This window comes from Candidatus Nanopelagicales bacterium (genome assembly GCA_041393815.1).
In the GTDB taxonomy this organism is placed as follows: Bacteria; Actinomycetota; Actinomycetes; order S36-B12; family JAWKJK01; genus JAWKJK01.
The window spans coordinates 97,238-113,388 of record JAWKJK010000006.1; the positions used below are offsets into that span (position 1 = coordinate 97,238).

The 16,151-nt window shown below is 69.5% G+C and carries 16 protein-coding genes; 15 read left to right on the plus strand and 1 reads right to left on the minus strand.

Features of this window, described 5'->3' with window-relative positions:
• Positions 1 to 15: 15 nt before the first annotated feature.
• Positions 16 to 492, minus strand: a complete 477-nt coding sequence (locus R2737_15775; protein ID MEZ5117719.1) for a MarR family transcriptional regulator — start codon at positions 490 to 492, stop codon at positions 16 to 18.
• An 80-nt stretch (positions 493 to 572) separates the two neighbouring features.
• On the opposite strand from R2737_15775, the gene R2737_15780 reads away from it, so the two are divergent.
• The 15 genes from R2737_15780 to glpK all read left to right on the plus strand — a co-directional run bounded on the left by R2737_15780 (position 573) and on the right by glpK (position 16,151).
• A complete protein-coding gene (locus tag R2737_15780) occupies positions 573 to 1,253 on the plus strand; it encodes a hypothetical protein (GenBank protein ID MEZ5117720.1) in 681 nt (226 codons plus the stop codon).
• Positions 1,254 to 1,528: 275 nt separating this feature from the next.
• The gene (locus tag R2737_15785) at positions 1,529 to 2,179 is read left to right on the plus strand and encodes a hypothetical protein (GenBank protein ID MEZ5117721.1); all 651 of its coding nucleotides are present in this window, start codon (positions 1,529 to 1,531) and stop codon (positions 2,177 to 2,179) included.
• A 350-nt stretch (positions 2,180 to 2,529) separates the two neighbouring features.
• A complete protein-coding gene (locus R2737_15790; GenBank protein ID MEZ5117722.1) occupies positions 2,530 to 3,387 on the plus strand; it encodes an MBL fold metallo-hydrolase in 858 nt (285 codons plus the stop codon).
• Positions 3,388 to 3,449: 62 nt separating this feature from the next.
• Positions 3,450 to 4,355, plus strand: a complete 906-nt coding sequence (locus R2737_15795; protein ID MEZ5117723.1) for a MurR/RpiR family transcriptional regulator — start codon at positions 3,450 to 3,452, stop codon at positions 4,353 to 4,355.
• 221 nt (positions 4,356 to 4,576) lie between these two features.
• Positions 4,577 to 5,818 carry a substrate-binding domain-containing protein gene (locus tag R2737_15800; protein ID MEZ5117724.1) on the plus strand — a complete coding sequence of 414 codons (1,242 nt, stop codon included), beginning with the start codon at positions 4,577 to 4,579 and terminating at the stop codon, positions 5,816 to 5,818.
• Complete coding sequence (locus tag R2737_15805) at positions 5,815 to 7,386, plus strand: sugar ABC transporter ATP-binding protein (protein MEZ5117725.1); 1,572 nt, start codon at positions 5,815 to 5,817, stop codon at positions 7,384 to 7,386. The genes R2737_15800 and R2737_15805 overlap by 4 nt, the downstream gene beginning before the upstream one ends.
• Positions 7,383 to 8,408, plus strand: coding sequence for an ABC transporter permease (locus tag R2737_15810; GenBank protein ID MEZ5117726.1), 1,026 nt, complete (start codon positions 7,383 to 7,385; stop codon positions 8,406 to 8,408). Before R2737_15805 ends, R2737_15810 begins: the two co-directional genes overlap by 4 nt.
• Positions 8,408 to 9,457: a Gfo/Idh/MocA family oxidoreductase gene (locus R2737_15815; protein MEZ5117727.1), complete on the plus strand. Its 1,050-nt coding sequence runs from the start codon at positions 8,408 to 8,410 to the stop codon at positions 9,455 to 9,457. The genes R2737_15810 and R2737_15815 overlap by 1 nt, the downstream gene beginning before the upstream one ends.
• Positions 9,458 to 9,471: 14 nt before the next feature.
• The gene (locus R2737_15820) at positions 9,472 to 10,266 is read left to right on the plus strand and encodes an SDR family oxidoreductase (GenBank protein ID MEZ5117728.1); all 795 of its coding nucleotides are present in this window, start codon (positions 9,472 to 9,474) and stop codon (positions 10,264 to 10,266) included.
• 8 nt (positions 10,267 to 10,274) lie between these two features.
• Positions 10,275 to 10,949, plus strand: a complete 675-nt coding sequence (gene eda, locus R2737_15825; GenBank protein ID MEZ5117729.1) for a bifunctional 4-hydroxy-2-oxoglutarate aldolase/2-dehydro-3-deoxy-phosphogluconate aldolase — start codon at positions 10,275 to 10,277, stop codon at positions 10,947 to 10,949.
• A 10-nt stretch (positions 10,950 to 10,959) separates the two neighbouring features.
• Positions 10,960 to 11,643: a bifunctional 4-hydroxy-2-oxoglutarate aldolase/2-dehydro-3-deoxy-phosphogluconate aldolase gene (gene eda / locus R2737_15830; protein ID MEZ5117730.1), complete on the plus strand. Its 684-nt coding sequence runs from the start codon at positions 10,960 to 10,962 to the stop codon at positions 11,641 to 11,643.
• A gap of 10 nt (positions 11,644 to 11,653) precedes the next feature.
• Entirely contained in the window at positions 11,654 to 12,487 is an 834-nt protein-coding gene (locus R2737_15835; GenBank protein ID MEZ5117731.1) for an SDR family NAD(P)-dependent oxidoreductase, read from the plus strand.
• Between the two features lie 6 nt (positions 12,488 to 12,493).
• On the plus strand, positions 12,494 to 13,600 hold the full coding sequence (locus R2737_15840; GenBank protein ID MEZ5117732.1) for a galactitol-1-phosphate 5-dehydrogenase: 1,107 nt from the start codon (positions 12,494 to 12,496) through the stop codon (positions 13,598 to 13,600).
• Complete coding sequence (locus R2737_15845) at positions 13,597 to 14,655, plus strand: zinc-dependent dehydrogenase (GenBank protein MEZ5117733.1); 1,059 nt, start codon at positions 13,597 to 13,599, stop codon at positions 14,653 to 14,655. Before R2737_15840 ends, R2737_15845 begins: the two co-directional genes overlap by 4 nt.
• The gene (gene glpK / locus R2737_15850) at positions 14,652 to 16,151 is read left to right on the plus strand and encodes a glycerol kinase GlpK (protein MEZ5117734.1); all 1,500 of its coding nucleotides are present in this window, start codon (positions 14,652 to 14,654) and stop codon (positions 16,149 to 16,151) included. Before R2737_15845 ends, glpK begins: the two co-directional genes overlap by 4 nt.

Here is a 16,151-nt window from a genome sequence, read left to right on the forward strand (position 1 = left end):
GGGCCACCGCGGCGGTCACGAGACCCGGTCGCCCGGGGTGAGGAAGGGGTGGTCGCTGAGCCGTCGCGCGATCGTCATGAGGGCGTCGGCGAGGGCCGCGGTCTGTTGGGCCGTCAGGGGGTCGAACATCACCCGGCGGATGTCTGCGGTGTGCCGGTCTGCCAGCCGCGCGACCTTGGCGTCTCCCTGCTCGGTCAGCGTGACCAGGACTCCGCGCCCGTCCAGCGGCGAGGTGCACCGGGTGACGTCACCGCGTGACTCCATGACCCGCAGGCGGTGGCTGAGTCGGCTGGAGCTGACGCCTGCCAGGGCGGCGATCTCGCCGGCGGGCATGGTCTGGTCGGGGGCCTCCCGGAGGACGGCCAGGATCCCGTACTCGAGGTGGATGAGCCCCTCGGTGCGCAGCGTGCGGTCGAACTCGGGGAGGCCGAGCCGCCACAGCACGAGGAACGCCCGCCAGGCCTGTGTCTCCACGTCGTTGAGCGGCTCCATGGGCCGAGATTACTTGACCGTTCAGATAGTCAGGCCTAGGCTCCGCAACTACCTGAACATTCAGATATTGAGGAGGCGACATGGGGAGCACCTTCGACGCGGGGGTCGTCACGGAGCTGGCGGTACGGCGGCTCCACCCGAGCCAGGACCTCGACGCGTTCGCGGTCGCCCGCGACGCTTTCGTCGCGCGCCTTCGGGAGCAGCAGGGGGTGGGCACCGACCGCGAGTTCGCCGCCGTCTTCGACTTCGCGTCGGGAGGGGCTCCGCAGCCGCCGGTGTTCATCGGCATGACCGAGTACGACTCGTCGTCCGCCTTCGCGGCTGCCGGCGAGGCGCTGGGCGGATCTCCGGAGGCAGCCGCTCTGTTCGCGACCTTCACTCCGGCGGTCTTCACGGCGCTGCGTCCGCTCGACCCGACGGCGCGCTACGACCTCGCGGATATCGCCGGGGTCCCGGGCCAAGTCCTGGAGGTGGCCAGCCGCGACCTGTCCGCCTACGCGGACTTCGACTCCGCGACGTACGCCGTGACGCGCGATGCGTTCCTGGCCGCCCTCCGCGAGGAGGACGGCTTCGTGGCGGAGTACCAGTGGGTGTCTGCCCTGGACCCGCACCTGGTCGTCGGGATGACGGTGTACGCCGACGCCGCCGCCTTCCAGGGAATCGCGGCGTCGTCGTTCGTCCAGTCTCCGGAGTACCAGGAGTTTCTGGGGACGTACCCGCCGCCCATCGGCTACGCGAGCGTGGACGCCAGGACCACCTGACCCCGGCCGGGCACACGTACGACCGCAACGACGGCGCGTCTGAAGGGGACCTCCTGGGCAGGCATCCGGCACATGGTGCATCTGCCGACCGAGGCGCGGGCGAAGAACGGTGCACCGCAGGCCGGACGGTCGGGTCGCGGCGAAGGCGACCGCACGGCCGCTTGGGCCACGCGGCGGCTGCTGTCACACTCGCCGACATGCACTCGCCCGCCGCAGGCCGCGCCGCCGTCACCGCCGGCGCCGACACCCCACGCTCGGACCTGTAGGGACGTCGCATGGACGCGCCGCCGCCGGTCGACCCGACCGGCCCGACCGAACCCTCGCCGGGACAGTCGGACGCTCGCGGCCTGCTCAGGGCGGCCGGGACCACGGTGATACCCCTGGTCATCGCGGTCACGTCGCTGCTGTTCTCGATGTTCACCTGGTGGGCGACCAACCGACCTCCTGACGTCGCGCTCGGCGCTCCCTCGGTCGTCCGGATCGTGCAGGCAGGTGATGCAGCGTGGATGTACGTCCAGCCCCACCTCATCGTCGGCGGGACGACCGACCGCGTGGCCGTCGTCTCCGGGTTGGGCGCGACCGTCACGCCGGTGGGCGGCGGCGACCCGGTCGCGTTCACGTGGGAGGAACGCGGCACCTGGGCCTACGACCCGGGGACGCAGGCCCTGACGTGGGAGTTCGCCGCCGACCCCAGCCCGCTGCTCGTCAGCGCGTCCACCCCTCAGTCGCCGGTGGCGCTCATGGTGAGTGACACGGAGATGCCCTGGCGGTCCGGGTCGTACGACGTCGTCGTCGTGGCCACCCCGGCCGACGGTGACCCGGTGCGGGCGGCGTTCGTCATCGACGTCGATGAGCGGACCGCCGCGCAACTGGCCGCCGACCCGGGGAGGTTCCTCGAGGTCCCGGTGCGCACCGCCAGCGGGTAGGGACGTCGAGACCGGGATCGGACGCCGGAGTCGATCTTCCGCGGAAGATCAACTCCGCTGCTCCGGACGCGTGGGGTGAGTGACGGGACTCGAAGAGGTATCCGATCGCCCCTGGCCGTGCTGGAGTTGTGGGTTCCAGATTAGTCCTGCGGGGGACAGTCAGTAGTCCGCGGCCGATCTCAGTGATGCTCAGCCGTTGTGCCCTCACGGGGGCCTGCCGCCTTCCGCCCCGCCAGCCCGGGCCCCGTCGTTGCCGTTCGTGGCGAAGTCGAGGATCGAAGATTCTTCTAGTACTGTTCCAGCAATACGAAAGTCCTGCGAGAACTCGTCACGCGGGGAGGGTCATGGTCGTGAACTCGGTGAGCCCTGACTTCACACCGCCCGAGGCGGCGGGCCACGATGACGGCATCCTGTGGTGGCTCGGTCAGGCGACGTTCGCTCTCCGTCGCGGAGACACGTTGCTGCTGGTGGATCCGTACCTGTCGGACTCGCTCGCGGAGAAGTACCGGGGGACCCTCTTCCCGCACCGCCGCATGGTCCCGATCCCCGTGGATCCGGCGGGGATCCGGGGACTGGACGCCGTCCTGTGCAGCCATGGGCACACCGACCACATGGACCCCGGGACCATCCGAGCCGTCCAGACCGCTAGCGACCCCGCGTTCGTCGTCCCCCGCGCCGAGCGTGCCAAGGCTCTCGACCGCGGGGTACCAGCGGATCGCCTCGTCGAGATCAACGCCGGAGAGGATCACGTGGTGGGGGAGGTCGCCGTGCGCGCGATCCCCGCCGCGCACGAGGAGCTCACGCAGGACGAGATGGGGAACTACCTCCACCTCGGGTTCGTGCTCGACGTCGGCGGTGTGCGGCTGTACCACTCGGGCGACTGCGTCCCGTACGAGGGCCAGGCGGACCTGCTGCGCGACCTCGGTGTCCAGGTGGCCCTCCTCCCCGTCAATGGCCGAGACGCCCACCGTTCCGGCAACGGCGTACCCGGCAACTTCCACTGGTACGAGGCTGTCCAGCTGTGCCGCGAGGCGGGCATCGGAACGTTGATCTGCCACCACTGGGGGATGTTCGACTTCAACACCGTGGATCCGGTGCAGCTGGCGAGTGACCTGAGCGAGTCCGCACCTGATGTGCACGCCATCGTGCCAAGCGTGGGGGCGGCCTACCTCCTGTCTCCCGACGGCGAGGTGCGCAACGCGGGCTGATCATCACGTCTACACTCCCAGCGTTGAGCAGGCGTCCAGCGCGCGCTGGAGAGGGGGCGGCGGTGACCTCAGGGCCTCCCGAGCGCCGCAACCTGCTGCACCTGATCGCCGGCAAGGCGGACCACTTCAGCCCCGCTCTTCGTCAGGTCGCCGACGTGATCCTCGCCCGACCCGAGGACTCCCAGGCGATGTCGATTACGGACCTCGCGCAGGAGGCGGGAGTCGCCGAGTCGACGGTGTCGCGATTCGTTCGCGAACTGGGCCTGACGAACTACAACGCGATGCGGCTCGGAATCGCCGAGGCGGTCTACTCCTCGCGCGGGAACGGCGACGGCGTCACCGGCAAGGCCTACGTCTACGAAGGAATCCTCAAGACCGACACGGTCGCGGAGGCTCTGGGCAAGGTCGGCATCGGCAGTCGGCAGGCGATCGAGCGCACGGCGGTGCTCCTGGACCCGGGTCTGATCGAGGACGTCGTCTCCCGGGTCCATGCCGCCCGCGCGATCCACGTGGTCGCGATGGGTGCCTCCGCGGTCGCCGCGGAGAACGTGATCCTGCGTTTCGTGCGAGCGGGCAAGCAGTGCTCGATGTTCCGGGACCAGAGCCTGCAGGTGATGACCGCCGCGACGCTCGGCGACCAGGACGTCATGCTCGGCATCAGTGATTCCGGGGCCACCACCTCCGTCGCCGATGCTCTGCTCCTGGCTCGGCAGCACGGCGCCTTCACCGTCGCCATCACGTCCGATCCGAGGTCGCCGGTTGCGCGTGCCGCAGACGCGGTGCTGCTCACGGGCTCGCCGCTTGCGGATGCCGGCGTCTACGGGGAGGCCGTGACCGCCAAGTGGGGCCAGTTGCTGGTGACGGATGCGCTCTATGCCGCCTACGCCGTGCGCTACTACGCGGAGACCCTCGGACACCTCGAGGAGACGTACGTCTCGGGCATCCGAGGCACCCGCGCCGGCGGCTGACACCCGCTCCTGATCGAAGAAAGTTCTCATCCAGTCGGGCCGCGTGCCCACCGGTTCCCGCCGTTGCCGGCGCCCGTGAACAAGTGCGGGCCGAGATTGGGCAGAAACTTCTACGAAACAGTTGACCAAATCTCGAAATCTCTGCCATGGTGTGGCGAAGGGCACAACGGAGAGGCGTCCAGCGGGGACTGGCCTCCCAGGGCCCAGGGAGGTTCTCGGACATGACCCACAGCGTCAGCACCCACCGCCGCCGGCACCTGGCGGCGGTCGGGTCGGTCGTCCTGACCGCAGGCCTGCTGCTCAGTGCCTGCGGCGGTTCGAGCTCGAGCGGCGACTCCAGTGCCCCTGCCACCGACGCGGCGTCCACGTCGTCCGACGCATCCGGCGGTGGTGAGACGGCGGGCGGTGACCTGGCCGCGTTCGAGGCGGCGGCGCAGGAGGCCGTGGACGCCGCCAAGGCGGACCAGACCCCGGAGACCGCACCGGTCCCGACCGGGGGACCGGCCCCCAGCTCGGGCGTGAAGCTGGTCATCATCCCCTGCTCCATGGCGGTCGAGGGCTGCGCGCGCTCCGCCCGCTCGGCCAAGGAGGCGGGGGAGCTCCTCGGCTGGGACGTCACGATCGACGACCCCTCGCAGGGCCAGGGCGGGCCTTCCGCCGCGGTCCAGCGGGCCGTCGCCAGCGGGGCCGACGCCATCATGACGACGTCCATCGACGCCGGCGCGATCAAGGCGGACCTCCAGGCGGCCCGCGACGCAGGCATCGTCGTGGTCTCCAACATGGCCGGCAACGCCGACGACCTGTACCAGGCGATCGTCCCGCCGCTCGAGGTCAACTTCGACGCCGGCTACCTGCTCGGCCAGCAGGCGTACCTCAACGCCCAGGAGACCTTCGGTCAGCCGGTCAAGGCCATCGTGTTCGAGGATGACGAGTTCGCCACGGTCCAGCAGCGCATCGCCGGGTTCAAGCAGTTCATCGACGACTGCGCCGCCGCGGGCGGTGGCTGCGAGCTCCTCGCCGAGGACAAGCACCTCGCCGCCGACATCGCGACGACTCTGCCGAACCGGGTCGTCCAGACCATCAAGCAGCACCCCGACTACAACACCCTCTTCGTCGGGTTCGACGCCGCTCTCAACCAGGTCATCACCCAGGGCCTGATCCCCGCCAACCTGGCTGACCCCGCAACGTCACAGGCCTTCTCCGTCGACTGCGACGTCGCCAATGCGAAGATCGTCGCCGAGGGCGGGGTCCAGAACGCCTGCATCGGGTTCGCCTTCCAGCGCGCCGGCTACGGCCACGTGGACAACATCAACCGGCTGCTGAACGGAGAGTCTCCCGCGGACCAGGGTCTGGTCGGCAAGCTGGTCGTCCAGGAGAACGCCGCAGGCCTGACCGAGAAGGCCTGGGACGGCGACTTCGACGCCATCCCGCTGTACCTCGAGGCGTGGGGCGTCCAGCAGTGATCCAGTCCGCCATGGCGGAGGACGGCCCCCGCACGGCACTCACCGTGCGGGGGCTGTCCAAGACCTTCACCGGCCAGCGGGCGCTGGACGACGTCGACCTGGAGCTCCGAGCGGGCGAGGTCCACGCCCTGCTTGGCGAGAACGGCTCCGGCAAGTCGACGCTCATCAAGTGCCTCGCCGGGTTCTACCAGCCCGATGACGGTGCGGCCGTCAGCATCGCCGGGCAGCCGGTGGACCTCCCCCTGACACCGGCCCAGGCCACTCGCCTGGGGATGGTGTTCGTCCACCAGGACCTGGGTCTGATCCCCAACCTCTCGGTGGCGGAGAACTTCGCGATCAGCCAGGGGTACGGGACCGGTCTGCTGTCCCGGATCAGGTGGCGGAGGATTCGTGCCCGGGCTCGCGAGGTCCTGGGACGCTTGAACCACGCTGACATCGACATCGATGCACCCGTTGCGCGGCTGCCCGTCGCCACCCAGACCATCGTCGCCATCGCCCGCGCCCTCAGCTCGGCCGAGTCGGGTGCCCGGGTCCTCGTCCTGGACGAGCCCACTGCCGCACTTCCGGATGACGAGGCGGAGCGCCTGTTCGCCTCGGTCCGGCAGGTGACCGCGAGCGGCGTCGCCGTGCTGTACGTCTCGCACAAGCTGCAGGAGATTCTGGTGCTGGCTGACCGGGCGACGATCCTGAGGGACGGCCGTCGCATCGACACGGTCGACTGCCAGGGGCTGAGGGAACGAGACCTGGTGCACCTCATCGTCGGCCGCGAGGTCGCCATCCCCGAGCGAGAGCAGCGCGGCGGGGTCGGGACGCCGGTGATCCGCGTGTCCCACCTGCGGGGCAACCGGCTCAAGGACGTGTCCTTCACCGTGTCGGAGGGGGAGATCGTCGGGCTGGTGGGCATGCTCGGCTCCGGTCGCAGCGAGTTGGCCCGGATGCTCTTCGGGGCCCAGCGACCGACGGCGGGCAGCGTCGAGGTCACCGGTTCCTCCGCCCCGAGCTCGCCCAAGCGAGCGGTGCGGGCCGGGGTCGCGCTCGTGCCGGAGAACCGTCGCCGCGACGGCGGTGTGCTTGACATGCCCATCTCCGCGAACCTGACGCTGCCCACGGTGTCGACCTTCTTCACCGGCGGTCGCATCGCGACCCGCCGTGAGAGGGAGACGGTGCGCGGGCTGATCGAGCGGTTCGGCGTTAATCCGCCGATGGAGTCGCGGGCGTTCAAGTTCTTCTCCGGTGGCAACCAGCAGAAGGTCGTCATCGCGAAGTGGATGAACACCCATCCCCGCTTCGTGGTCTTCGACGAGCCGGTCCAGGGCGTCGACATCGGAGCGCGGGTCGAGATCTTCGAACTGATCGGCAAGGCGGCGGAACAGGGCACCGCGGTGCTCCTCATCTCCTCCGAGCTCGACCTGATGCTCAGCGTCTGCGACCGGCTCCTCGTACTCCGCGACGGGTGCCTGATCGCCGACCTACCCAACGAGGGACTCACCCGCCAGCAGCTGACCGAGCTCATCTACTTCGGGAGCGCCGGATCGCTGGCGACTCAACGCCAAGGGAGCGACGCATGACCACTCAGGTCACGACCGAGCGCGTCTCCGTAGGGGCGGACCGGGTCCGCACCGTGCGGCTACCCGGCGGCAGGACCGAGCCGGTGTCGATCTTCGCCTCCCGCATCGCGCTGCCGCTGATCCTCGTGCTCTTCATCATCGTCTTCTCGCTGCTGAGGCCCGAGACCTTCGCTACTGGGGCCAACGCGTCGACGATCCTGACGCTGCAGGCCGTGCTGACGATCCTGTGCCTCGGCCTGCTCCTCCCGCTCATCGTCGGCGAGCTCGACCTGTCGATCGCAGCCAACCTGGGTATGTCGGTCATCCTGGTGACCGGACTGACCTCCCAGAACAACTGGCCGCTGGTGCCGGCGCTGATCGCGGCCGTCGGGGCGTCGACCCTGGTGGGAGTGGTCAACGGTCTGCTCGTCACAAGGGTGGGCGTCAACTCGTTCATCGTCACGATCGCGATGAGCGCACTGCTCACCGGCTTCATCGGCGCGTACACCCAGGGCAACGTGTTCTACTCCAACATCCCTGAAGGGCTCGTTGCGCTCGGCCGGGGTGACTTCCTCGGCGTTCCCAAGCCGGTCGTCTACGCCGGTGTCATCGCGCTGCTGATGTGGTACCTGCTCTCGAGCACACCGCTCGGCCGCTACCTGTACGCCATCGGCGGATCCAAGGATGCGGCCCGGCTCTCCGGCATCTCGGTCAAGAACGTGACCCTGCTGGCCTTCGCAGGGGCGGGCTTCCTTGCCGGCGTGGCCGGAGTCGTTCAGGCGGGCATCCTGGGCAGCGGGAACCCCACCGTGGGTACGCCGTTCCTGCTCCCTGCGTACGCGGCCGTGTTCCTCGGCGCCACGGCCGTCCAGCCCGGGGTGTTCAACGTCTGGGGGACCGTCCTCGCGGTCATCACGGTCCAGGTCGGCACGACCGGGCTGGTGCTGCTCGGTGCGCCCTTCTGGATCGAGCCGGTGTTCCAGGGCTCGGCGCTGCTCATCGCCGTGATCGCAGCGCGGTGGCTGAAGGGGGAGGAGCTGTAGTGGCCACTCCGCGGCGGTTCCTCCAGTTCGGTACGGGCTGGTGGGGCGAAGGCTGGGCCCACGAGGTTGCGTCGAGCGAGCGCAGCGAGCTCGTCGGCCTCGTGGACGTGGACCGGGTCTCGCTCGACCGGGTCGCCGACCAGATCGGTCTGCCGGCCGACCACCGCTTCACGTCCGTCGACGAGGCCCTGGCCGCGGTCGAGGCAGACTGCGCGCTCATCGTCGTCCCGCCGGCCGACCACGCGCCGGTCGCGATGGCGGCGATCGACGAGGGCCTGCACATCCTGATGGAGAAGCCGTTCGCGCCCACGCCCGCGCATGCCCGTCCGGTCGTGGCAGCGGCCGAAGCGGCGGGACGGCGTCTGATGATCTCCCAGACATTCCGGTTCCGTCGGGGTCCGCGCACGGTCCAGTCACTGATCCGACGCGGGCTCATCGGCGAGGTAGAGCAGGTCTTCGGTCGGTTCCACAAGGCCACGCCGTTTGAGCCGGACAACTTCCGCTGCCTCATGGACGAGCCGCTGATCATCGACATGGCCATCCACCACTTCGACTTCATCCGTGGTGTGTTCGGTCTCGAGCCGCACGTCGTCCGCGCCCGCAGCTGGAACCCCAGCTGGAGCTGGTACCGGGGAAACGCCAGCGCGACGGTCGAGTTCGAGACCCCCGGCGGTGCGATGGTCTCGTGGCAAGGGTCGTACTGCTCCCGAGGGCCTCTGACCACGTGGGACGGTGCGTGGGAGATCCACGGGACCCGCGGATCCCTCCACTGGGCCGACAACGAGGTCTACTTCCGGCCGACCGAGCTCGCCGACACCGTCTACACGCCGGGTGCCTTGGAGCTTCCGGGAGACCTCATGCGCGTCCCGTTGGTCGATCCGCCCACGGAGGAGCGAGCCGCGGTGCTCGAGGAGTTCCTTGATGCTCTCGACGAGGATCGTGCCCCCGAGCCCAGCGGCGCCGACAACCTCGGCAGCATCGGCCTCGTCCTCGCCGCCGCGACCTCGGCCACCAACGGCGGCACCCCCGTCCTCGTCTCCGACATCTGAACCGAAGGGCAGCCATGCACATCGATCTGAGTGGCACGACAGCCGTCGTGTCCGGCTCCACCCAGGGAATCGGTCTGGCCATCGTGCGCGGCCTGGCGGGCGCGGGCTCTGCCGTTGTCCTCAACGGTCGCAGCCAGGCCACCGTCGAGCGCGCCGTCGCGTCCGTCGAGAACGACGTCCCCGGCGCGTCCGTCCGCGGTGTTGCCGCGGACCTGGCCACGGTCGAGGGTGCCGAGCAGCTGCTGAGCGCGGTCCCCAGCTGCGACATCCTCGTGAACAACCTCGGGATCTTCGACCCCAAGCCGTTCCTGGAGATCGATGACGACGAGTGGCTCCGGTTCTTCCAGATCAATGTGATGAGCGGCATTCGCCTGTCCCGGGCGTACCTGCCCGGGATGATCGACAAGGGCTGGGGCCGGGTCGTGTTCGTGTCGAGCGAGTCCGCCCTCCAGATTCCTCCGGAGATGATGCATTACGGGATGACCAAGACCGCGCAACTGGCCATCTCGCGAGGGCTGGCGGAGTTCTGCGCGGGAACCGGCGTGACGGTCAACTCGATCCTCCCCGGCCCCACGGCGTCCGAGGGCGTCTCGGAGTTCGTCTGGAAGATGGGTGCCCAGGAGGGCCAGACCCAGCAAGAGGCGACGGACGAGTTCGTCCGGGTCCACCGGCCCACGCAACTGCTGCGCCGCGCTGCGACACCGGACGAGGTGGCAGCGATGGCCGTCTACCTGTGCTCCCGGCAGGCATCGGCAACAACGGGATCCTCGGTCTCCGTGGACGGCGGCACGCGCCGCTCGATCGTCTGAGGATCGACGTGCGTACAGCCACCGAGGTGACCGAGGCCCTGCGCGACGCGGGATTCATGCCGGTCGTCACTGTTCACGACCCGGAGGACGCCGTCCCCCTGGGGGAGGCCCTGCTCCGCGCGGGGCTGAGGCTCGTGGAAGTGACCTTCCGGACCGAGGCGGCCCAGCGCGCCATCATCCGGCTGCGGGCGGAGCTGCCGGAGCTGCTCGTCGCGGCGGGGACGGTGATCGACGCGGAGACCGTGGAGAGGTCCATGGACGCCGGTGCGGCGTTCGTCGTCTCACCGGGCCTGAACCCCGAGGTCGTGGACTACTGCGTCGAACGACGCATCCCGATCGTCCCCGGCGCCAACGACGCGTCCGAGATCGAGGTGGGGTGGACCCGCGGGGTCCGGACGTTCAACTTCTTCCCCGCGCAGCTCTCGGGTGGCCCCGCCATGCTGCAGGCGCTGGGCCGCCCGTTCACGAGCGTGGAGTTCCTGTGCTCGGGAGGGATCACCCCGCAGAACCTGGCGAGCTACCTGGCACTGCCGAACGTCGTGGCCTGTGCCGGCAGTTGGGTCGCCAGTCCCGAGTCGATCGTCGAGGGTCGCTTCCACCAGATCGAGGCCCATGCGCGGTCGACCGCGGACATCGTTCGGGCCCACCGCAGCCAGCCGACCGGCGCGGCGACGAAGGCGTAGGAGGACCGGCATGGACACGCACACCCTGACTGCGGAGCTGGCCGTGCGCCGCCTGGTGCCGGTCGTCGTCATCGATGACGCAGCGGACGCCCCCGGGCTCGGACGCGCCCTGGTCGCGGGCGGCCTGCCCCTGGCCGAGGTCACGTTCCGCACGGCGGCGGCGGCGGAGGCCATCGCGGCCCTGCGGGACTCGGTGCCCGAGATCCTCGTGGGAGCCGGAACGGTCCTCGACGTCGCCACGGTGGATGTCGCCGTCGCGTCCGGGGCGCAGTTCGTTGTCGCGCCGGGATTCAACGCCGAGGTCGTGGACCACTGTCTCGACCGAGGCGTCCCCGTCGTGCCGGGCGTGAGCACGCCGACCGAGATCGAGATGGGTCTGTCCCGCGGCCTCACCCTGCTGAAGTTCTTCCCCGCCGAGGCCGCGGGTGGCCTCCGCCTGCTCGGCGCGATGTCCGCGCCGTACCGCACCGTGCGATTCATGCCCACCGGCGGGATCTCACCGTCGAACCTGCCCGACTACCTGCAGCACCCGGCCGTCCTGGCCTGCGGCGGGTCCTGGCTCGCGACGGCACCGGACATCGCCGCCCACCGATTCGAGCAGATCCAGCGCAGGACTGCCGAGGCCGTCGCTGTGGCCGATTCGCTCGCCACTCCTCCCACGGCCGACCGTCCCCTCCACCCCAGCGACAAGTGAGGACTTCGACATGCCCGACTACACGCCCACCCCGGGTACTGCACTGGCCGGCAAGGTCGCCATCGTGACCGGCGGTGCCTCCGGCATCGGCGAGGCCGTCGCGCGCATCTTCGCGGCCAACCAGGCCAAGGTGACGATGGTGGACATCGACCGCGAGCGGCTGGACCGGGTCGTGGCCGAGATCGCCGCTGAGGGCGGCGACGTCGTGGGCGTGCACGCCGACGTCTGTGAGGAGGACGCCGTGCGGGCGCTCTTCGCCGACACGGTGACGCGATGGGGACACCTCGATGTGCTCGTCAACAGCGCGGGGCGAGACTCGCTGTCCCCGCCGGTGTCCGAGGTCACTCTGGACGAGTGGAACAAGACTCTCGGTCCGAACCTCACCGCCGTCTTCCTCTGCTGTCGCGAGGCCTTCCGCATCATGGAGCAGCAGGAGTCCGGCGGCCGGATCATCAACATGGGGTCGTCCTCCGCGCGGCTGGCCAGTGGCCCGGGCCACAGCCCGTACCGCGCGTCGAAGCACGGGATGATGGGCTTCTCCAAGAACATCCTGCTCGAGGGCAAGGACAAGAACATCGGGGTCACGGTCATCAACCCGTCCCACGTGAAGACACCGATGACCGAGATCATCGACCAGGGGCTCTACGACGGGGACATCCCGGCCTACCTGGACGGGTGGCTCGACGAGAAGGAGCGCGAGGAGGGCATCCACGCCTCCTGCATCGACGTCTCCAACGTCGCCGAGGTCACGTTGTACGTCGCGACGCGGACGCCTGACGTCACCATCCCGCAGTTCGCGCTCTACCCGACGCACAAGGCCCACCGCTATGGCATGGAGGTCTGACCCGACATGAAGGCGGTCGTCCTCGAGGCCCCGAACACGTTGGCCTACAGAGACATCCCGGACCCAGCGCCGTTCGGCGCGAAACCGGTCCGGGTGCGGATCGGAGCGGTCGGCGTATGCGGGTCCGACGTACTGCGGTACGGCAGGGGCAAGGCCTACCACTACCCCCTCGTCCTCGGACACGAGTTCTCGGGCGTGGTGGACCAGGTGCCGGAGGGATCGGGACTGCGTCCCGGTCAGAAGGTGGCGGTCTTCCCGTGCCTGCCCGACCCGGCCGACCCCCTGACCCGCGTCGGCGAGTACGTGCTGGGTTCCGGGTACGACTATTACGGCTCGCGGCGCGACGGAGCGATGGCCGAGTGGCTGTGGGTGCCGGAGGACAACCTGATCCCGGTACCGGACTCGGTGCCACTGGTGCACGCGGCCATCGTCGAGCCGGCCGCCGTCGCACTGCACGGTGTCCTGAAGCTGGACGTCCCGGCGAGCGCCAGTGCGCTCGTCATCGGGGCGGGACCGATCGGCGCCCTTGCGGCGCAGTGGCTTCGGATCCGTGGCGTCACTCGCGTGCTCGTCGCGGATGTCGACGCCCGCAAGCGGGGACTGATGGCCGACCTCGGGTTCGAGACGGTCGACGCCTCGCCGGGCGACACCGTCGAGCAGGTGATGGAACGGACCGGGGGCAGGGGGGTCGACATCTCGGTCGAGGCGAGCGGGCTGCCCGTCACGCTTCAGCAGGCTGTCACGGTGGCTGCCACGTTCGGCCAGGTGCTGCTGCTGGGCGATGTCAGCGGGGACGTGACGCTTCCCCGTGAGCTGGTGTCGTCAGTGCTGAGGCGCGAGGTGCGAATCCTCGGCACCTGGAACTCGAAGATCGCACCCGCGGGCCACAGCGAGTGGGAGATGGTCGTCGACCACGTCGCGCGAGGCGACCTCAGAGTGGCCCCGCTGATCAGCCACGCCCCGTCCCTGGCCGAGGCCCCCGATGTCTTCGAGGACCTGCTGCAGCGGAGGACGTGGTACAACAAGGTCGTCTTCGCCGTGGCGGACCAAGCCCGCCAGGAGCTCGGCGACCCGTCCGTGGCGCCCCAGCTCGCATCGGTGGGTGCCCGGTGAAGGCGGCGGTGTTCCACGCGCCTGGAGACATCCGTGTGGAGGACGTCCCCGAGCCGACGGTGCCGGACGACGGAATCCTGGTTCGAGTGCGCGCAGCGTCGATCTGCGGCACCGACCTGCGTATCTCCAAGCACGGCCACTTCAAGATCCCCCAGGGGCAGCACCGCGTCCTGGGGCACGAGATCGCGGGTGACATTGTCGCGGTCGGGCACCAGGTGGAGACCCATGCCGTGGGCGAGCGGGTGTCCGTGACCCCGAACGTCGGGTGCGGCCGTTGCGAGTTCTGCCTGGTCGGACTGAACAACATGTGTCCGGACTACGAGGCCTTCGGCGTCAGCATGGACGGCGCGTTCGAGGAGCTCATGGCGGTGCCCGGCTTCGCCCTGCAGCGGGGCAATGTGTTCCGCATCCCCGACGGCGTCAGCTACGCCGACGCCGCCCTCACCGAGCCCTTCTCCTGCTGCTACCGGGGACAGCAGGCGCTGCACATCGGGATGGACGACTCCGTGCTGGTGGTCGGCGCCGGCCCCATCGGGATCTTCCACCTGTTGCTGAGCCGCCTCTCGGGCGCCCGACGGACCATCGTGGCCAATGCCGGCCGCCCTCGGCTCGACATCGCCGAGCGCCTGGGCGCGGACGTCACCGTGGACGTCACGACGACGGATCTGGCCGACGTGGTCGAGGCTGAGACGGGTGGCCGCGGGGTGGACGTGGCCATCACGTGCGTCTCGGCTCCCCAGGTGCAGTCGGACACGGTGCAGCTCCTCGCCACCCACGGACGCCTCAACTTCTTCGCCGGGCTCGGTGGCGGCGAGCACCCGCCCATCGACACCAACCGGCTCCACTACAAGGGCCTGGTCCTGACCGGGACGACAGGTTCCAGCAACGCCGACTACGCGGCCTCGCTTCAGCTGGTCGCCGACGGCCGGGTACGGCCGAGCGATCTGGTGACGATGACGGTCCCCCTTGAAGGCATCGCCGACGCATTCGAGCACTCCGCTTCCGGTGCCGGGATGAAGGCCATGGTCGTGTTCGACGGAGAGGACGTGCGATGACACCCAGGTACGTGATGGCCTTCGACTCAGGCACAACGGGCATCCGAGCGATCCTGTTCGACCATCGCGGGCACATCGTGTCCGACGCCCAGCAGGAGTTCCCCCAGATCTACCCCCAGCCCGGGTGGGTGGAGCACAACCCGCTGGACATCTGGAACACCCAGATCACCGTGGCGAAGCGGGCGATGACCGACGCCGGTGCCGGCCCGGAGGACGTGGCCGGCATCGGCGTCACCAACCAGCGCGAGACCACCGTCGTCTGGGATCGCCGCACGGGCCAGCCGGTGATGAACGCCATCGTCTGGCAGGACCGGCGAACCGCCGGCTTCTGCGACGAGCTGAAGGCGATGGGGTTCGAGGAGATGGTCCGTGAGAAGACCGGACTGGTCATCGACTCGTACTTCTCCGGCACCAAGGTCCGCTGGATCCTCGACAACGTGCCCGGCGCCCGTGAGCGGGCCGAGGCGGGCGACCTGCTCTTCGGCACCGTCGACACCTGGCTGATCTGGAACCTCACCGCCGGCGCGGCCCACGTCACGGACTACACGAACGCGTCGCGCACGCTGATGTTCAACATCAACACCTGCCAGTGGGACGACGAGCTGCTGGCGATGCTGGGGGTTCCCCGCGCCATGCTGCCCGAGGCGCGCCAGACCAGCGAGGTCTACGGGCACACAGCCCCGGACATCTTCCCCGGGGGCAGCATCCCGGTCGCCGCCGCCTGCGGAGACCAGCACGGAGCGCTGTTCGGGCAGGCCTGCTTCGAGCCGGGCATGGTCAAGTGCACGTACGGGACCGGCGCCTCTCTGCTCATGAACACCGGCAGAGCGCCGGTGGCCTCGCAGAGCGGTCTTCTCACGACGGTGGCCTGGGGGATCGACGGCCGGGTCGAATACGCGCTCGAGGGGTTGATCTTCGTCTCCGCCGCCATCATCCAGTGGCTGCGGGACGAGCTGAAGATCGTGTACGACGCCGAGGACAGCGAGTTGTCCGCCCGCCGGGTCAAGGACACCCACGGTGTCTACGTCGTGCCGGCTCTGACCGGGCTGGCCGCGCCGTACTGGGACCCGTACGCGCGTGGGGCGATCCTCGGACTCACCCGAGGCGCCAACCGCAACCACATCATCCGGGCCGCCCTGGAGTCGATCGACTATCAGATCCGCGACGTGATCGGGTGCATGGAGAGCGACTCCGGGATCGCGACGACCGAGATCCGTGTCGACGGCGGCGCCGCCCGCAACAACTTCCTCATGCAGTTCCAGGCCGACATCCTCGGGGTGCCGGTCCTCAGGCCGACCGTGATCGAGTCGTCCGCCCGTGGGGCAGCCTTCCTCGCCGGACTGGCCACCGCCTTCTGGGACAGCCAGCGCGAGCTCCAGGACTCCTTCGAACTTGACCGCCGTTTCGAACCGCAGATGACCCAGGAGACCGGCGACGCGCTGTACGCGGGCTGGCAGAAGGCGGTCTCCCGCGTTCGCGACTGGGAGGACCACTGA